A 17,705-nucleotide genomic window follows, 5' to 3' on the forward strand; every position below is an offset into this window, starting at 1 on the left:
GACCTTCGGCCCTAGCCCGGTCCGCCCGGCCCCGGGAATCCTTGACGCGGACCACCGGCACTGCGAATGGGGATCGACCGTGACCCGCGAACTGACCGAGCTCGAATTGCTGCACGAATTGGAGGCCGTGGCCGAGGAGAACGTGCATCGACACCTGTCGATGACCAAGGACTGGCACCCGCACGACTACGTGCCGTGGGACGACGGGCAGAACTTCGCCGAGCTCGGTGGCATCGACTGGGACCCCGACCAATCCGGTCTCAGCGACACCGCCAAGGCTGCGATGATCACGAACCTGCTCACCGAGGACAACCTGCCCTCGTACCACCGCGAGATCGCCGAGCACTTCTCCCTCGACGGGGCCTGGGGCACCTGGGTGGGCCGGTGGACGGCGGAGGAGAACAAGCACTCGATCGTCATGCGGGACTATCTGGTGGTCACCCGCGGCGTCGACCCGGTGGCTCTGGAGAACGCCCGGATGACCCACATGACCAACGGTTTCGCGCCCGGCGGGAACGCCGGGCTGCTGGACTCGGTCTCGTACGTGACGTTCCAGGAGCTGGCCACCCGGGTCTCGCACCGCAACACCGGCAAGGCCTGTGGTGACCCGATCGCGGACCGCATGCTGGCCCGCGTCGCGGCCGACGAGAACCTGCACATGATGTTCTATCGCAACATCTGCGGGGCCGCCCTCGACGTGTCTCCCGATCAGACCATCCGGGCGATCACCAAGGTGCTGACCAACTTCCAGATGCCGGGATCCGGCATGCCGGGCTTCCGCCGCAACGCGGTGCTGATCGCAAAGGGCGGCATCTACGACCTCCGCCAGCATCTCGACGACGTGGTCATGCCCGTGCTCCGCACCTGGAAGATATTCGAGCGCAACGACTTCACCGCAGAAGGCGAGGAACAGCGCGAACAGCTGGAGCGGTTCCTCGTCGGCCTGCAGGCCGACGCGGAACGATTCGAGGATGCCCGCGATCGTGCGCTCGCGCGCGCGGCCGCCCGCGACGAGGAGAGGGAGTCCGTGCGATGAGCGAGACGTCGGCGATGTTCGATGCGGTGCTGGAGATGGCTGCCGCGGCCAAGCGGGGCAACATCATGCGGTGGACGGAGGCGAAGACCACCCAGCACCAGTCGGAGGGCCTCGCGTTCATGAACTCGGTGCTGCTCGGCGTGCTCATCGAGAACGACGCCGTGCGTCGCGGGGTGCACCCCGCCGACGCGTGGGCCCAGCTGCGCGCGGGCGGTCTGGCGGACTTCGGCTGAAGCCCCGACCGCCCGCGGCTCCGGCTAGGCCTTGTCCGTCGGGCGGACGATGAGCACCGGGCAGTCCGCGGTGCGCATCAGCGCGTTGCTGGTCGAGCCGAGCAGCATGCCCTTGAAACCGCCGCGGCCGTGGCTGCCGACCACCAGCACCTGGGCGCGCTCGGCGTACTCGCTGAGCACCCGCACCGGGCGATCCCTGGCCACGACCCGCTGCACGGAGACGTCGGGATAGCGCTCGGTCCAGCCGGCGAGCCGCTCGGACAGCACCGCCTCCTCGAACGACTGGATCCCGCTCCAGTGCGGGTCGTCGGCGGTCGCGCCCAGCGAGGGCTGGACCGACACATCGCTCCAGACGTGCACCGCGACCAGCGTGGCGTGCCGGGTCGCGGCCTCCTCGAACGCGACCGCGACGGCCGCCTCACTCACCGCCGAGCCGTCGACCCCGACGACGACGGGACCCTCGGTCGGCGGCCTACCGTCGAGCGTGCGGCCGCGGACCACCGCGACCGGGGCCGTCGAGTGCGAGGACACCGCGACGGTGACCGACCCCATCAGCGCTCCGGTGAACTCCCCGAGGCCGCGCGATCCGAGCACGATCATGGTCGCGCCGTCCGAGTACTGCAGCAGCGTCTCCGCGATCTGCCCCTCGTGCAGCTTCGTGCTGATCTCGACCGACGCAAGGCCGTCCACGGCCTGCGCGGCGAGCACCGCCGCGGAGTCCAGGTGCGCACGGCCGGCGTTCTTGAGGTCGTCTCCGTAGCCCCTGGCGAGGTAGGGCTCGGAGTAGTAGTACGCAGGAACGTGCACCACCGACACGAGGACCAGCGGCGTCTTCCTCATCGCCGCGGTGCGTGCCGCCCACGCCACCGCCGCCGTCGAGGATTCCGATCCGTCCACACCCACCACGATGGGCTTTCCTGCGCTCATGGTTCTCCCTTCACGATCACGATTGGTCTGCCCGGACCATTGTCCTGAATTTGCCTGCGCCCTGTCAGGGTCGAAGGTCACTCTTGCGGACCGATCGCTGTTGCGCTGGTCACCCGGCCGAGGGGATCACGATTTCCTGGACCGCCCACTTGTTCCCGTCGGGATCGCTGAAGTACACGAAGTTGCCCCACGGCTGGCGGTCGATCGGGCTGATCTCGATGCCGCGGCTCTTGAACTCGCGCTCGGCTTCCTCGATGTCCTTGACCACCACCTGCATGCCGACGACCGAGCCGGGCTCGGCATCGGTCACGCCCTTGCCGATGCAGATCGAGCAGGCCGACCCGGGCGGCGTGAGCTGGACGAAGCGGATGTTCTCGTTGACCGTGTGGTCGTGGTCCGCGTTGAAACCGACCCGGACGTAGAACTCCTTGGCGCGGTCGATGTCGGTGACGGGGATCGCGACCAGTTCGAGCTTGATGTCCATGACCTGTCCTTCGTTTCGGGTTGACTGAGCGACCCATCGAGTGTTGCGCGAATCGCGGTCAGGAACGGTCCTCATTCGTTTTCGACCCGGAAGGTTTCGCAAATGTTCAGTGATGGCCGCGCGCGGCGTCCGATGGCGGCGGCGGTGGCACCGGCTGCTGACCCGGTTCGACCACGACGAACTGCCCCATCAGCCCGTTGTCCTCGTGCCGGAGCAGGTGGCAGTGGAACATGTACGGGGTCGACGGATCGGAGAAGTCGGTGAATCGCATCAACAGCCGCAGGGTCCGCCCTGGTGGCACATAGACGGTATCCTTCGGCCCGGCCAGCGCGGGATCATCGGTGTCAAGAACCTGGAACTGCACGTCGTGGACGTGAAAGTTGTGCACTCCCCCGCTCACGTTGCGCACCTCACAGACCTCCGTCGACCCCACCGTGACCACCTCGTCGATCCGCCCCATGTCCATCGACTTCCCGTTGATCTGCGTCGGGCTGGTCAGGTCGAAGCGCCGGGTCGTGCTCGGGACCCCCAGATCGTCTTGCGCGGCAAGCGAACTCGGGACGACTGCGTTCGACTCCAGACGGTCGGCCGCACGCAGTTGCAGGATGTCCATGGTGTCCGAACCGCCCGCGAACCGGGCGCCCCAGAAGTCGGCACCGAGGTCGGGCGGCGAGCTGCGCAACACCGGCGATGTGCCTGCAGGAACGGCGACCACGATCTCCGCTCGTTCACCGGGCGAGAGCTGAAGGCTGGTCATCCCAACGGGTTTCGGCAACAACCCACCGTCGGTGCCGATGAGCTCGAACCCGAGGCCGGTGTCGAACCCGAACCGGTACACCCGCGCGTTGGACGCATTGAGCAGCCGCAGCCGCACCCGCTCGGTGGTGACGTCGAGGTATGGCCCCGAGGTGCCGTTGACGAGCACCTCGTCGCCGAGCACCCCGGTGTCGCTGAACATCGCCGCGTCGTCGTCGAGGCGGTCCCCGTCGAACTTTTTGTCCTGCACGACAACCGGGACATCGTCGATGCCGTATCGGTCCGGCAGTACCGGCCCGGCCGGGTCGTCGATGAGGAACATGCCCGCGACGCCGCGGTAGACGTGCTCGGCGGTCGCCCCGTGCAGGTGCGGGTGGTACCAGAGCGTGGCCGCGGGCTGATCGACGGTCCAGTGCGGCGACCAGGTGGTGCCGGGATCGACCATCTGGTGCGGCCCGCCGTCCATGGCCGCGGGCAGGTGCATGCCGTGCCAGTGCAGCGTGCTGGCCTCGTCCAGCCCGTTTCGCACGTTCATCCGGACCGGCTCGCCGCGCTCCGCGCGCACCGTCGGGCCGAGGTATGAGCCGTTCACGCCCCAGGTCTCGGTACCGGTGCCGTGCCCGAGGTCGGTGGTGCCGCTGCGCAGTTCGAGGTCGAACTCCCTGGTCCCGTCCGGCGCGATCGTCGACGCCGCGAGTGGCGGGATCGCCAACGGCCGGTCGAACCGCACCTGGCCTGCGGTGTCCACCCTGGCCGTCTGCCACGCGTAGACGACACCGCCCGCCAGGACACCGATCACGATGGCGACGGCGGCGACCAGGCCACCGAGAACCCGCAGCCACCGAACGCGTGTTTTCTCCATGCCACTGATGCTCGCCGGTCGGCCTGGCCGACACATCCGGGAAGACACCCGGATTCGCACCCCGAGAAACCCCGAGTGGAGCCGGTCTCAGCCCCGCTCGGCGTCGCCGAGGTAGTCGGTCAGGCGGCCCGCCCGTCGACCCGCCAGGAACGCCGTGCCCCGGATCGCCGCGAACCAGGCGAACACCGACACCACACTCGCCGACACCACGAACCCGACCCGCCCGTCCGCGGTCAGCACCGCCCCGACGTCGAACGGGGGCAGCAGGTGGAACATCAGCAGGGGCACCGCGAGGACCACCACGATCGCGGCCGGGAACACCCCGTACGGCAGCACCACCAGGATCAGCCAGCGCGCCACGACCGACCGGAACCGGCGCCGGTTCGCCCACCGCCAACGCAGGGAACGCTGGTGATAGGGGAAGACGACACCGACCCAGCCCGACAGCGCCAGCGGGCCGAGCGGGATCACGCACAGCCCGACCGTCATCAACACGGCCAGCGTCAGGTCGTGCTCGAGGACCCCGAGGATGAGGGCGACCGCCGTGCAGGCCGGTGCCACCATCAGCCACAGCACGATGGTCTTGGCCCGCAGCAGCCGTTCGAGCGCGGCACCATCGGACAGCACGGTCAGCGCGTCGGCCGGGTCCTGTCCCAGCACGTTGGTCGCGGACACGTCCGCGTACATCCACCCGGCCAGCGCGATCGGGAGGCCCCACGCGCCGGTGAAGTCGAACAGCCAGCTGCGCGGGATGACGAACCAGGCGACACAGACGAGCGCCGCATTACCCAGCACCGTCATCGGCACCTGTGCGGGCCACCGCCACGCCCGCACCCACTCCGAACGGACGGTCGCGACCATCATGGGGCGCATGTCCCGACAATAGGCACAGGCGGCCGGCCGCGCAGGCGCGTCGAGTGTGCACCTCCCGTCGCGTCGCCCCAGGGGCGGCGACGGGACGTGCACACTCGACGGTCAGTCGACGAGCTTGCGGAACTGGTCGATCAGCGCGACGCGGCCGGCGGAATCGCCCGCGAGCGGGCTCACGGTCAGCGTGGTGACGCCCGCCTCGGCGAACGCCGCTACCCGCTCCTTGACGTAGCCGGCGGGGCCGATGAGGGAGATGGCGCGCACGAGCTCGTCCGGCACGGCGGCGACGGCCTCCGCCTTCTTGCCGGACAGGTACAGCTCCTGGATCGTGGCGGCTTCCTTCTCGTAGCCGTAGCGGCAGGCCAGGTCGTTGTAGAAGTTCTTGCCCTTGGCGCCCATGCCGCCGATGTACAGCGCCAGGCTCGGCTTGACCCACTCCAGCAGGTGGTCTACGTCGTCGCCGATCGCCAGCGCGGGGCCCGCGTAGATCTGCAGCTCGCCCAGGCTGGGGTCGCGCTTGGCCTTGCCCTGTGCGAGGGACTCGCCCCACACGTCGTTCGCGCGCTCGGGATCGAAGAAGATCGGCTGCCAGCCCTCGGCGATCTCGGCGGTCAGCGCGACGTTCTTCGGGCCGAGCGCGGCGATGACGATCGGGATGCGATCGCGCACGGGGTGGTTGATCAGCTTGAGCGGCTTACCGAGTCCGGTGCCCTTATCCGCGGGCAGCGGGATCTGGTAGTACTTGCCGTCGTACTGGACCTTCTCGCGCCTCCACACCTGACGGCAGATGTCGACGATCTCGCGGGTGCGGCCGAGCGGGGCGGTGTACGGCACGCCGTGGAAGCCCTCGATGACCTGCGGTCCGGATGCACCGAGACCGAGCACGAACCGGCCGTCGGAGACGAAGTCGAGACCCGCGGCGGTCATCGCCATCAGCGACGGCGTCCGGGTGTAGATCTGGAAGATGCCCGACGCCAGCTCGATCGTCGATGTCTTCGCCGCGAGGAAGCCGAGCTGGCTGACCGCGTCATAGGAGTACGCCTCCGCGATGAACGCGATGTCGAGGCCGGCGCGCTCGAGGTCGGCGACCTCCGCGACGGTCTCGGCGAACCCGCCGCTGTAGGTGATCTGCATTCCGACTCGCACCCGGACACCTCTAATCGACTCGATGTGAATATCTCCTCGCACACTACGCAGTGCCACCCCGAAACCGAATGACAGAACCGACCACCATTTGTGACCGAAGTCCTACGATCGCGCGGTGACCAAGAGAATCCCGTTCGACTGGCAGCGTTCACACGTCATCGTGACGGGAGGCTCGCAGGGCATCGGCGCCGCCGTCGCCCGTGCCGCGAGGGCCAGGGGCGCCTCGGTGTCGATCATCGCCCGCGGCGAGGAGCTGCTCCGGGCCACCGCGGAGCCGATCGGCGCGGCCTGGGCCTGCGCCGACGTCACCGATCCGGCGGCGGTGCGGCGGGCCGTCGAGCGGCTCGAGACACGCTCCGGCCCGTGCGACGCCCTCGTCGCCTGCGCCGGAACCGCGTTGCCGGGGCGCTTCCTCGAGGTACCCATCGAGGAATTCGAGTCGCAGATGCGACTGAACTACCTGGGCGCGGTGCACGCCGCGCGCGCGGTGCTGCCCGGGATGGTCTCCCGTGGGCGCGGCCACCTCGTGCTGACCAGTTCCACGGCGGGCATGATCGGCGTCGTCGGATACAGCGGCTACGGGCCGACCAAGGCCGCGGTGCACCAGCTCGCGCACTGCCTGCGCTACGAGGTCGGGCCCGCGGGTGTCACGGTCGCCGTGCTGTATCCCCCGGACACCGACACCCCTGGCTTCGTGGTGGAGAACACCCGTAAACCGGCGGAGACCGTGGCGGTGTCGGGCGCGATCACCCCGGTCTCCGCGGACGTGGTGGCGGCGGCCGTGATCACCGGTATCGACAAGGGCCGCCACCACATCGCGATCGACCCGCTCACCCGGGTGCTCGTGCGCGCAGGCGGCATCGTGGAGCCGATCGTGCGGCCGCTCCTGACCCGCACAATCCGGAAGGCTAGGGCAGCGTCCACAGCACCGTCGTGACGAGCCAGAAGGCCGCCGCGAACACCGTCAGCACCCCCACCGAGATCACCGCGCCGCGCACATCGATGCCCTGCTCGCTGCGCTCCGGTTCCAGCCAGAAGTGCAGCACCCTGGTCACGACCGGCATCACGACCCAGGTCAGGAGGCATACCGACGCGATGTTGCCGATCAGCAGGCTGAGCCAGAGCGGCGCGCCAGGCCAGATCTCGGCGATGGCGACGGTGAGGATCACCACCGTCGGATACAACCCCACGAGCACGGACAGGGCCGTCTTCCACGAGGCCGCCTGCGCTGCGCCGGGCCCGCCCGCCGGGAACCACGACCCGTACGGATTCGCGATCCGCTTGACCGTGAAGCCCCGGAACTCCCTGCCCTCCGCGAGCAGCGCCGCCCGCTCCGACGACGACAGCCACCGCTCGAGGTTGTCCGACGAGTCGAAGGTGAACAGGATGATCCAATCCTCCTGGATCCCCGGCACCGGGCGATGCAACTCCGATCCGCGAAACCCGGGAAACGCCTTCTCCGCCTCGATGACTCGCTGCTGCCAGGCAAGGAATTCCGACTCCCGGCCCGGCACGGGCGGATGCGACACGGCGACTGTCACCGCCTCGTCGCGGCCCTCGTCGATCAGCACGTACTGGGAGGGCGATTCCTCGAAGAACTCCCCTGCCCGAACCATCAACGCTCGCCGTGTCTCGCTGCCCAGCCAGAGCTTCAGGTTGTCGGCGCCATCGAACCGGTAGACGACGGTCCACTCCGACTCGGAGCCCGGCGACCGGGCGACATTGGTTCCGAGGAATCCGGCGAACGACGACGACGCCGTGTCCACCTCGTCCTGCCAGCGCCGGAATGCGGGCTCGCGACCCGGACGAAGTCGATGGGTGATGACCACTGTCGCCGGTGTCGGTCGTGACGCAGCGGCATCCGGCGCCGCCATGTCAGTACGGGTGCCTGTCTTGTTTCTCGGTCCAGGTCGCGTACGCCTCCGCGCCGAGGTCGGGGCGGAACTGCTCGACCTTGATGCGGCGGTCGGTCAAGGGCCTGGTGAAGTCCTCGTACTGGAAGGCGTCGTCGAACCCGATGCTGCTCGTGGCCGCGAGGTCACTGGCGAAGTGCACGGCATCGAGCCGCGCCCAGTAGATCGCGCTCATGCACATCGGGCATGGCGCTCCGCTGATGTAGATCTCCATGCCCATCAACATCTTGGCGCGCTCGGGGAGGCTGTCGGCCGAGCCCTCGGGCCGCGGGACCAGCCGCAACGTCGACTCGTTCTGACGGTCCTGTGGAATGCTCGGCGCCTCGGGGTTGAGAACCTGGACGGCCTTGCGGATCGTCTCGATCTCGGCGTGCGCGGTGAGGTCTCCGGTCAGCAGAACCCGGTTCTGCCCACGGGCCACGATCTCGCCGTCGCGGGCGATGACCGCGCCGAAGGGCCCGCCCCAGTTGTTGACGACCGATTCCTTCGCAAGGCGACAGGCCTCTGTCATGAGTTCGTCTGGTGTCATGGGGATTACGCCTCCACTGTGAGTGTTCGGCAAGCACCGCCTGCCAATCTACTCCCCCGGGACCCGGCCGACAGGCGGTTGGCGACTGTTGCTACAGCGGATACTCGGCGAGCACGGCAGCCGGATCGTGACGGCGCCGGACCGACCGCAACCGGTCGAGGTTCCCGCCATAGGCCGCCTCGACCTCGGCGGCGGTCTCCGGGAATCCGGGCCGCACCTCCACGCTGTACACGCCGATGGTGTGCGGGGCGAGCGCGGCGACCGTCTCGCGCGCCCAGTCCGTGCAGGCCTCGTCCTCGCCGCCGGACCAGATCGCGTTGAGCGGGATGTTCCACTCACCGCCCCTGCCCCAGAACGCCGTCGCCCTGTCGTCCACGTCGGCGAGTGCACCACCGGTGTGCTGGAAGTCGATCCGGCACTCCGGCGTCGGCGCCAGCCGGATCCGCTCGGCCAGCGCCTCGGCGACACCGGAATCGAGGGTCGGTCCCGCGAACACCGACTTGCCGTAGAACGAGCCCCGTGGACCCTCCGGCCCCGGGAGCCGGACCGGTTCCGGTTCGGCGCCGTCTGCCCCCGGGATCGCGAACTCCGGGAGCCCGCGAAGGTACCGACCCGACATCTCGGTTCGGTAGAGCGACCCCACGCTCGATCCGCCGACGACCGCGGACGTCGCCGCCCGGGCCCGGTCGATCGACGTTGCATCGGTGCTCGCGCACACGGTGTAGATCAACAGCACCGGATCCGCCGACAGACCGCTCACCCCGAGCACCGCTCCCATAGTGGTCGTGCGCGGAAGTTCCGGTGCGACAGAGAAATACGTGCCGAGCGCATCGAGTCCGACGACCGCTCGCTCGACCCACACCCCGCCCATCTCGTGGGTACGCAGGACGGCGGACGTCACCACCCCGACCGCGGGTCCACAGCCGCGCACTGCCCACCACAGATCGGCCTCGTCGCCGGAACTCGCGTCGGACAGTCGCACCGTTTCTCCCGACGGCAGCACCACCGTCGCCTCGAGCATGTGGTCGAGTGTGAGACCGACGCTTCGTGTCAGGTAGCCGACGCCGCCGCGGGTGACGAGACCGAAACCGGCGTGCCCGACGATGCCGACCGGCACCACCCGACCGCTGGGCGCCAAGGCGTCGAGCATCGCGCCGACGGTCGCGCCGCCCTCCACGACAACCCGGTCATCGTCGGGCCGCGCGCCGTTCAGCCGCGCGGACATGTCCAGCATCACCGCGCCGTCGGCCACACAGTTCGAGCTCAGGCCGCCGCCGCGAACGGTGACCCGACAGCCCGCCTGCCGGGCGATCCGCATGGCCGCCGACACGTCGCCGACCGCGGCGGGCTGCACCACGCACGAGGGGCGTCGACGCGCGGCATCGGGGAAGAACACGCCGGCCAACGCGCGCCGGTAGCCGTCCGAATCCGGCAGATGCACCTGCTGGCCGAGTACGGATCGCAAGCGCTCGGCACACTCCTCGGATTGTGTGCTCACGGCGAACCTCCAAACCTGAGTGGACCTCGAGCCTGGCCCCGGGGCACCTCGCCCTCAGGGGATCAGGATGAACTTGCCGTGTGGATGCGGTCGCTGGAGCTCGGTGTGCGCGCGGGCGGCCTCCGTCAGCGGAAAGGTCTTGGCCACAACGACATCGAGCTTTCCGACGGCGGCCGCCTCGACCAGGTCGAGACGCGCGGCCTTTCGGATCCTTGGCGTGTCCGGATTACCCGCGCCGATCGCGACGAAGCCATCCTGCTGGGCCCTGCCGAACGAGACTATGGTGACGATGCGCTTGCGGTCGGCGACCAGAGCGAGCGAAACGTCCACCGCCTCATCCGTTCCCGCGGTGTCAAAGGCGGCGTCGACACCCTTCGGGGCCAGCGTGCGCACCCGGGATTCCAGCCCGTCTCCGTAGACAACGGGGATCGCCCCGAGACCCCTCAGGAACTCGTGGTTGGACTCCGCCGCGGTTCCGATCACCGTGACGCCCTTGGCCACCGCCAACTGCACGGCGAGCGAGCCGACGCCACCCGCGGCGCCGTGGATCAGCAGGGTCTCGCCGTCCGCGACGCCGGTCACGACGATCGCCTCCGCCGCGGTGGTCCCGGCCACCATCAGGCCGGCTGACTGCTCCCAGGACAGCTCCTTGGGACGTGGGAACACGTAGTCCGAGGGAAGCACCAGCCGCCGGGTGTATGCGCCCTCGCCCGGATAGGCGATCACCTCGTCACCGACCGAGATCGGACCGGCGGGCCCGACCGCGCCCGTTCCTACGTCGAGCACCACGCCCGAACCCTCGGAGCCCAGATGCAGCGGCAGCCTGGACTCGTTGGCACCGAGCGCGCCGCTGTAGAGCTTGTAATCGATGGGGTTGACGCCGATCGCACGCAGTTCGACGAGGACCTGCCCCGGAGCGAGAGCGGGCAGCTCCTCCTCGATCACCGCAAGGACCTCCGGCCCTCCGAACGCATTCGCAACAATGGATTCGGTAGTGCTCATTCTTTGGACAACCGCGGAAAGCGGCGAGTAATTCCTTGCCGGATTCGCATTGACCTCAATAATGGTTGAGGTTGCACGCTCTTCATGCAGCGCGAACCCGCGCGGCACGAGCCCGCACTCGAGGAGCGCGCCATGTCCACCATCCTGCGTCCGACCACATCCCCCGACTCGACGACCCTCAGCCTTGGGCGGTGGCAGTCGGTCCTCGCCGGGACTGCAGCGACCGTGGTGGGCAATCTGGCGATCTACCTGGTCGCACTGATCGCCGGCGGGTCACTGGAGGTCCTCGACAAGGGCACCGTCAACCCGATCCCCGCAGGCGGCATCGTGACGATCTCGGCGGTGCCGACCGCGATCGGCATGGGACTGGTCGCGCTGCTGTCCCTGCGCTGGTCCGCCGTGATCCGGCTCGGCCAGGTGGTCGGAGCGGCGCTGCCCCTGCTCACCATCGCGCTCGCCGCGATGGCCGACACAGACGGCATCACGAAGACCGCGCTGATCCTGATGCACGTACTGATGGCGGCGGCGATCGTGGCCGGCCTCGAACTGCTCCGCCGCCGGGTCGTCGGCCGGGCGAACGGCTAGGTATCAACCCGAACCCGCTACACTCCAACCGTGCAATACGGCCCGCAGGTGCTCTGCGGGCCGGAGGCCCTCGTAGCTCAGGGGATAGAGCAACCCTCTCCTAAAGGGTAGGTCGCAGGTTCGAATCCTGCCGAGGGCACCATCGCGGCCCGCCGGTGACGCCCGATCAGGTCGGCGGACGCCGACCCGTGAACGCGATGAGCCGCTCGATCGCCCCCGCACCTTCCTCGACGGGCACCGGGTCCCCGAAGTCCCCACTCTCCCGTTGCGGCGGCCCGATGACCGTGTTCGCCAGTCCGAGCACATAGCTCGCGAGCTGGTCGGGCACCTCCAGCCGTTGCCCCGTGGCAACCGCGAAATCCCATGCGTGCACCAAGAATTCGATCGACAGAATGCTCACCGCCATGGTGGCGGGCATCGGGGTCGAGCCCGGCGACACGGTGCCGTGGAGACCGCGGCGGTGCCAGGCCTCGGTAGCCGCCGCGGCGGCGTCGGCGACCCGCACCTCCACCTCCTCGTCCGCGGCGGCAGCCGGCATCGTCGCGCCGCCAGCCGACCCGAGGCTCGCGATCGACCCGAGCAGGTGCTCGGCCAGTGCGGCGACCGTGAAGTCGCGACACGGCGTCCGGCGCTTCAGATCGTCCGCGGTGACACCGCGCAGCACCTCCTGCAACACCACCAGTGTGGATTCGGCACCGGTGAGTTCGTCACTGGGTTCGAGGGCGACCGCCCAGTCATCGGGTCCAGCGTCGCCGCTCTGACCGGCCACGACCAGCCGGTCCAGGTAGTGGTTCCACACCTCGGCGTGGCTGGGCGCCTGTGCATCGGACAGGCCGTCGTGGACCAGCCGGACCTTCGTCGAACCGTCGTGCGGGGTCAGGGTCATCGCGACCGTGGAGGTGCCGGGAGGCAGGTCGTCGCTGTCCTCCCACCACCACCGGAGCTTGAGTCGTTGACCGGGCACGACCTCTTCGAACGTGCCGGAGGCGGAGTGGCCGGGCACCACCGTCCACCGGTACCGCCCGCCCTGGCGCAGATCGGACCTCGCGGCCAGGGTCAGCCATCGTCGCAGCCGTTCCGGACGGCTGATCAGCTCGAATGCCGCGTCGGGCTCGAGCGCAACCTCGACGGTCCTGTCGAATTGCGTCACGGGTCTCCTTTCAGGCGACCCCCATCTATGAATATATCGCCGATGCACCCGGATGGACCCCGAAACCGACCACCCGACTGGTTACCACCTGGACGGCAGACAAGGTGATCAGGACGGGTTTTTTCGCCGCTACGCGCTGCCCGCAGGGGCACCTTGGGTTAGCGTGTTACGCGTCCACCCGGGAAACGACCGTCACAGCGTTCGACCGTCACTGCATTGGACCGATGCAAGGGAGCTCGGAGTATGCGTCAGCGCCTCCGCTTTTTGACAACAACGTTCGGTGTCCTGCTCCTGTTGGTGGGACTGGCCCTGCCCGCCACCGCGATACCGGCCGGCCCCCTCTACCCCACGCCCGATCCGGACCCGTTCTATCTGGCCCCGCCGGACCTCGCGAATCTGCGTCCTGGCGACGTGGTCCGGGTCCGCCCCATCGACGCCTCGCTGTACGCGAACAGCGACGGCTGGCAGGTCGCGTTCCGGTCGACGAACTCCACCGGCAAACCCATCCTCGGTATGACCACGGTGTTCCTGCCCCACGGCATCAAGAACCCGCCGCTGGTCTCCTACCAGGCGATCATCAATTCGCTGGGCACCAAGTGCAACCCGTCGCGGGCGCTGTTCAACGGCGAGCTGCAGGACGCCCCCGGCATGTACCTGCCGATCAACCGCGGTTGGGCGGTGTCGGTGCCCGATCACATCGGGCCGACCGGCGCCTACGGTGCCGCCAAACTCGGCGGCCTGATCACGCTCGACAGCGTTCGCGCCGTGCAGAAGGTGGCCGAGCTCGGCCTCGCGAACAGCCCGGTCGCCCTGGCCGGGTACTCCGGCGGCGGCATGGCGAGTGCGTGGGCGGCGGCGCTGCAACCGACCTACGCACCGGAGCTGAAGCTCGCCGGGGTTGCCGCGGGCGGTATCCCGGCGGACCTCTGGGAAATGGTGCAGGGCCTCGGCCTCAACCCACATCCGGGCTTCGGCCTCGCCTTCGCCGCGGCCATGGGACTCGAGCGCGAGTATCCCGAGCGGCTGCCGGTCTCGGCGCAGCTGAACCCGACGGGCCTGTGGTTCCGCGACTGGGTGACCAACGAGTGCCGGCGATTCCTGCTCTTCCACGGCGTGTTCCGCAACGCGGAACAGCTCGCCGCCTCGACCAGCCTGCTGGGAAGTCCGGAGGCGCTCAGCGTCCTACGCGAGAACAGCCTCCGCTACTATCCGACGATCCCGACCGTGCCCATCTACATCTGGCACGGCATGTACGACGGGCTGACCCCCTACGACGCGGTAGCCGATGTCGCGCACCGGTATTGCGCGGCCGGAGCACCCCTGACGTTCGTGCCGTACGACATCGCCGAGCACATGACCACCGCCGCTGCCGGCTTCGGCGACGCCTGGAACTACGTCGAGGCACGCTTCCGCGGGGAGCCGGCTCCCACGCACTGCTGATCAGTCCCACCCAGCGGGAGACCCAGGACGCATCACTCTCGGCGCCTACCTACGGTGCTCAGGGATCGCGCGCCGTTCCGGCGTCGAAAACTGATTCGAGAGTGGGTCTTTCGTGCAGGCAACCAGTCAGGTGATGCGCTCCACCCGAAGGCGAGTTCACCTCGTCGGCACCGTCGCCGTGTCCGCGGCCCTCGTCCTGTGCGCCGCACCGGGGGCAAACGCCCTCCCGGACTTCGGATCCACCGGTTCCAGCGGGTCCGGGAACGGCCACCTGGAGCTGACGTACGTCAACTCGCTGACGGTGCCCACCGGCACCCCGTTCGACGGGTTCCCGATCGGCGGACTGTCGGGCATCGACTACGACGCGCAGCGCGGCGAGTACGTCGCCATCAGCGACAACCGCGGCGAGCAGGGCCCGGTCCGCTATTACTCACTGCGCCTGCCTCTCGATCAGGCAGGCAGGCTGACCACGGCCGACTTCACGGCCCAGGCCGCCCTGCTCGACACGAATCAGGCTCCCTTCGCCCCCAAGACCGCGGACACCGAGTCGATCCGCTTTGTCCCCGGCTCCGACACCCTCCTCTACACCAGCGAGGGCTCCGCTCGAATCGGTCTGCCCGGCTTCATCCGTGAGACCGCCCGCGACGGCGGGTTCGTGCGGGACTACGCGCTCCCCGAGGCATACGCCCCGAAAGCCGCCCCACCGTCCGGATTCCGGGACAACCTCGGCTTCGAGGCCATGACCGTCGACCGTGCAGGCACCACAATCACCGCGGCGAGCGAGAACGCCCTGGCCCAGGACGGCCCTGCCATCTCGGATCAGGTGGCCAGCGCGTCCCGCGTCCTGCGTCTGGACCGGGCCACCGGAGCCGGCCTCGGCGAGTTCGTCTACGAGGTCGACCCCGTCCGCCTCGCGCCAGGCGAGGCGTTCAATCCCGTGTCGTCGGTGAACGGGATCGGTGACATCCTGGCGATCGACGACTCCGACTATCTCACCGTGGAGCGCAACGTCTCGGCGGCAGGTGGATTCTCGGTGAAGCTGTATCGGACCAGCATCCGCGGTGCCGAGAACGTCGCGGGCAAGGCCGCCCTCGACGGCACCGAACGGAAGATGCGCAAGGAGTTGGTCTTCGACTTCGCCGCGGCAGGCGTGAACCCGGAGTGCATCGAGGGCATCACCTGGGGGCCGACCCGGCCGGACGGCACCCGCACCCTGGTGCTGGTGGCGGACGACAACTTCGGCATCGCGGGGAAGACCACCTTCCACCTGCTGACCGTCGGAAGCTGACATACCAACCGTTCCTATTGCTCTGACTTCCGTTACTGGGCACTATGACCGGGTGTCCAGAATCGGCCATCGCCCCGCCCTCCTCGTTTCCCTCGCCGCGGTGTCCGCGCTGATCCTCGGCGGGTGTTCCGCCGGGACCGAGTCCGAGGCGGGGCCGACCTCGATTCCCGAGGCGTACACCAAATTGCCCACCACCGCGGCGGTCGGTAACTGCGGCCCGGGCAGCGGGGCCACCGTGGCCGAGGGCGTACTCACCGTCGCCACCGATTCACCGGGCTACGAGCCCTGGATCGTCGGCAACGACCCGTCGAACGGCAAGGGCTTCGAGGGCGCGGTCGCCCGCTCGGTGTCCGAGAAGCTCGGGTACCGACCGGATCAGGTCGAGTTCATCCGGGTCCCGTGGGGCGACGCGATCGCACCAGGCGAGAAGAACTTCGACTTCGACATCAACCAGGTCACCATCGTGGGCGACCGGCGCGATGCCGTCGACTTCTCGTCGCCGTACTACGCGGTGGCGCAGTCCGTCGTCGCGATGGAGGGCACCCCGGCCGCGTCGATCGATTCCCTCGACGGGCTCGCCCCGTTCCGCCTCGGCGCGCAGAGCGGCTCCACCAGCCTGGCCTCGATCACCGGGACGATCCGGCCGTCGCAGCCGCCCGTCGAGTTCGCCACCAACGACGAGGCGAAGGCCGCACTGGCGGCGGGCACCATCGACGCGCTGGTCGTCGACATCCCGACCGGATTCCAGATCACCGCAACAGATCTGCCGAACAGCACACTGATCGGCCAGTTCCCGCGACCCAACACGGTCACCGAGTTCTTCGGCCTTGTGCTCGAGAAGAACAGCCCGATGACGGCATGCGCCTCGGCGGCGGTCGACGCCCTCTACGCCGACGGCACGCTCGACCGGCTCGCCCAGACCTGGCTGGCCGACACGGCCGGGGTCCCGGTTCTGGGCTGACGCAGAAGGATTCCGACCGAACTCCGGTGGCGGTCGTCCATCTGTCGTAGCCTCCCCTCGGATCCCGGCGGGACGACCGGGTGCGCAATCGCGAGGGGCTGGCAGGGATGACACGCGGAGTTCGGGCACGATTGATCGGTTCACTGCTGGCGGCGACGGTCGTGCTCTCGCCCGGTCTGCTGGTCCCGGCGGCCGCCTCGGCCCAGCCCGCAGCTCCCGACATCCAGCTCGAGGGCGCCAAGAACTTCCGCGACATCGGCGGCTACCTGACCGCTGACGGGCGCCGGGTGCGCGAGGACCTGGTGTACCGGTCGAACAGGCTGAGCAAGCTCACCGACTCCGACCAGGCGAAGCTCACCGCGGCCAACGTCACCCTCGACGTCGACCTGCGCAACGCGATGGAGCGCAAGGACGAGCCGGACCGCCTACCCGCAGGCGTCGAGTACAAGGTCGCGGATGTGGTCAGCCTGAACAACGGGCTCGGATTCCACGAGTTCGTGCCGATCACCCTGGGGCGGGCCATCATCGACGCGGCCGTCAAGGGCTCCTCCGACATCGGTCAGAGCATCGGCTACCCGTTCATGGTCAGCTTCCAGGGCTCCGACGCCGCCTTCCGCGACCTGCTCACCGCGATCGCGCTGCACAAGACCGGCGCGGTCGTCTACCACTGCAGCGCGGGCAAGGACCGGACCGGCTGGGCGACCGCCGCGCTGCTGACGATCCTCGGTGTCCCCCGCGCCACGGTGAACGCGGACTTCCTGGCAAGCAACACCTTCCTCGGCCGCAGCGACGCCGTCGAACAGTCCTGGCTCGACGCCGCGTTCGATCAGGTCAACCGGCTGTACGGCAGCTTCGACCGCTACGTGCGCGACGGGCTCGGGCTGGATCAGAACGCGGTGAACATGTTGCGGGCCAAGCTGCTGGTCTAGTTGTACTGCCCAGGGACGTTAGTCAAACGGCTGAAGGGAACGTTCCTGCCGATGGCGGAGTGTTGCCGATGGTGATTGTAGGTGTGCAGCCACCCC

General features: G+C 68.8%; 18 protein-coding genes and 1 tRNA gene. 9 read left to right on the forward strand and 10 right to left on the reverse strand.

Annotated elements, in window-relative coordinates; translation table 11 throughout:
- Positions 1 to 79 precede the first annotated feature (79 nt).
- Both ACWFRB_RS21455 and ACWFRB_RS21460 read left to right on the forward strand, forming a co-directional pair.
- On the forward strand, positions 80 to 1,036 hold the full coding sequence (locus ACWFRB_RS21455) for an acyl-ACP desaturase (RefSeq protein ID WP_452643278.1): 957 nt from the start codon (positions 80 to 82) through the stop codon (positions 1,034 to 1,036).
- Positions 1,033 to 1,269: a hypothetical protein gene (locus ACWFRB_RS21460; RefSeq protein WP_097213938.1), complete on the forward strand. Its 237-nt coding sequence runs from the start codon at positions 1,033 to 1,035 to the stop codon at positions 1,267 to 1,269. The genes ACWFRB_RS21455 and ACWFRB_RS21460 overlap by 4 nt, the downstream gene beginning before the upstream one ends.
- Positions 1,270 to 1,293: 24 nt before the next feature.
- Here ACWFRB_RS21460 and ACWFRB_RS21465 read toward each other — a convergent pair whose 3' ends face one another.
- From ACWFRB_RS21465 to ACWFRB_RS21485, 5 genes are all read right to left on the reverse strand, one after another.
- Entirely contained in the window at positions 1,294 to 2,196 is a 903-nt protein-coding gene (locus tag ACWFRB_RS21465; protein WP_452643279.1) for a universal stress protein, read from the reverse strand.
- Positions 2,197 to 2,305: 109 nt separating this feature from the next.
- The gene (locus ACWFRB_RS21470) at positions 2,306 to 2,680 is read right to left on the reverse strand and encodes a glyoxalase superfamily protein (RefSeq protein ID WP_452643280.1); all 375 of its coding nucleotides are present in this window, start codon (positions 2,678 to 2,680) and stop codon (positions 2,306 to 2,308) included.
- 106 nt (positions 2,681 to 2,786) lie between these two features.
- Entirely contained in the window at positions 2,787 to 4,298 is a 1,512-nt protein-coding gene (locus ACWFRB_RS21475; protein WP_452643281.1) for a multicopper oxidase family protein, read from the reverse strand.
- Between the two features lie 87 nt (positions 4,299 to 4,385).
- A complete protein-coding gene (locus ACWFRB_RS21480) occupies positions 4,386 to 5,171 on the reverse strand; it encodes a hypothetical protein (protein ID WP_452643282.1) in 786 nt (261 codons plus the stop codon).
- A 102-nt stretch (positions 5,172 to 5,273) separates the two neighbouring features.
- Positions 5,274 to 6,314, reverse strand: coding sequence for an LLM class F420-dependent oxidoreductase (locus ACWFRB_RS21485; RefSeq protein ID WP_452643283.1), 1,041 nt, complete (start codon positions 6,312 to 6,314; stop codon positions 5,274 to 5,276).
- Positions 6,315 to 6,429: 115 nt separating this feature from the next.
- On the opposite strand from ACWFRB_RS21485, the gene ACWFRB_RS21490 reads away from it, so the two are divergent.
- Positions 6,430 to 7,251: an SDR family NAD(P)-dependent oxidoreductase gene (locus ACWFRB_RS21490; protein WP_452643284.1), complete on the forward strand. Its 822-nt coding sequence runs from the start codon at positions 6,430 to 6,432 to the stop codon at positions 7,249 to 7,251.
- Here ACWFRB_RS21490 and ACWFRB_RS21495 read toward each other — a convergent pair.
- From ACWFRB_RS21495 to ACWFRB_RS21510, 4 genes are all read right to left on the reverse strand, one after another.
- Positions 7,223 to 8,143 (reverse strand): antibiotic biosynthesis monooxygenase, encoded by a 921-nt coding sequence (locus ACWFRB_RS21495; RefSeq protein ID WP_452643285.1) that lies wholly within the window; start codon positions 8,141 to 8,143, stop codon positions 7,223 to 7,225. The genes ACWFRB_RS21490 and ACWFRB_RS21495 overlap by 29 nt on opposite strands.
- A gap of 46 nt (positions 8,144 to 8,189) precedes the next feature.
- Positions 8,190 to 8,756, reverse strand: coding sequence for a nucleoside deaminase (locus tag ACWFRB_RS21500; protein WP_452643286.1), 567 nt, complete (start codon positions 8,754 to 8,756; stop codon positions 8,190 to 8,192).
- Positions 8,757 to 8,847: 91 nt separating this feature from the next.
- On the reverse strand, positions 8,848 to 10,254 hold the full coding sequence (locus ACWFRB_RS21505; RefSeq protein ID WP_452643287.1) for an FAD-binding oxidoreductase: 1,407 nt from the start codon (positions 10,252 to 10,254) through the stop codon (positions 8,848 to 8,850).
- A gap of 54 nt (positions 10,255 to 10,308) precedes the next feature.
- On the reverse strand, positions 10,309 to 11,256 hold the full coding sequence (locus tag ACWFRB_RS21510) for an NADP-dependent oxidoreductase (RefSeq protein WP_452643288.1): 948 nt from the start codon (positions 11,254 to 11,256) through the stop codon (positions 10,309 to 10,311).
- Between the two features lie 84 nt (positions 11,257 to 11,340).
- Between ACWFRB_RS21510 and ACWFRB_RS21515 the strand changes: the two genes are divergently transcribed.
- Positions 11,341 to 11,841: a DUF6069 family protein gene (locus ACWFRB_RS21515; RefSeq protein WP_452643289.1), complete on the forward strand. Its 501-nt coding sequence runs from the start codon at positions 11,341 to 11,343 to the stop codon at positions 11,839 to 11,841.
- 66 nt (positions 11,842 to 11,907) lie between these two features.
- Positions 11,908 to 11,983 (forward strand) — tRNA-Arg (locus ACWFRB_RS21520).
- A gap of 24 nt (positions 11,984 to 12,007) precedes the next feature.
- On the opposite strand, the gene ACWFRB_RS21525 is transcribed toward ACWFRB_RS21520, so the two are convergent.
- Entirely contained in the window at positions 12,008 to 12,991 is a 984-nt protein-coding gene (locus ACWFRB_RS21525) for a TIGR03086 family metal-binding protein (protein WP_452643290.1), read from the reverse strand.
- Between the two features lie 243 nt (positions 12,992 to 13,234).
- Here ACWFRB_RS21525 and ACWFRB_RS21530 point away from each other — a divergent pair, with 243 nt between their 5' ends.
- The 4 genes from ACWFRB_RS21530 (at position 13,235) to ACWFRB_RS21545 (ending at position 17,609) form a co-directional block, all read left to right on the forward strand.
- Positions 13,235 to 14,431 carry a lipase family protein gene (locus tag ACWFRB_RS21530; protein ID WP_452643291.1) on the forward strand — a complete coding sequence of 399 codons (1,197 nt, stop codon included), beginning with the start codon at positions 13,235 to 13,237 and terminating at the stop codon, positions 14,429 to 14,431.
- 112 nt (positions 14,432 to 14,543) lie between these two features.
- A complete protein-coding gene (locus ACWFRB_RS21535; protein ID WP_452643292.1) occupies positions 14,544 to 15,719 on the forward strand; it encodes an esterase-like activity of phytase family protein in 1,176 nt (391 codons plus the stop codon).
- Positions 15,720 to 15,771: 52 nt separating this feature from the next.
- Positions 15,772 to 16,680, forward strand: coding sequence for an ABC transporter substrate-binding protein (locus ACWFRB_RS21540; RefSeq protein ID WP_452643293.1), 909 nt, complete (start codon positions 15,772 to 15,774; stop codon positions 16,678 to 16,680).
- A 107-nt stretch (positions 16,681 to 16,787) separates the two neighbouring features.
- The gene (locus ACWFRB_RS21545; protein WP_452643294.1) at positions 16,788 to 17,609 is read left to right on the forward strand and encodes a tyrosine-protein phosphatase; all 822 of its coding nucleotides are present in this window, start codon (positions 16,788 to 16,790) and stop codon (positions 17,607 to 17,609) included.
- Positions 17,610 to 17,705: the final 96 nt, after the last annotated feature.

It is taken from the genome of Rhodococcus sp. NPDC055112, assembly GCF_053607505.1.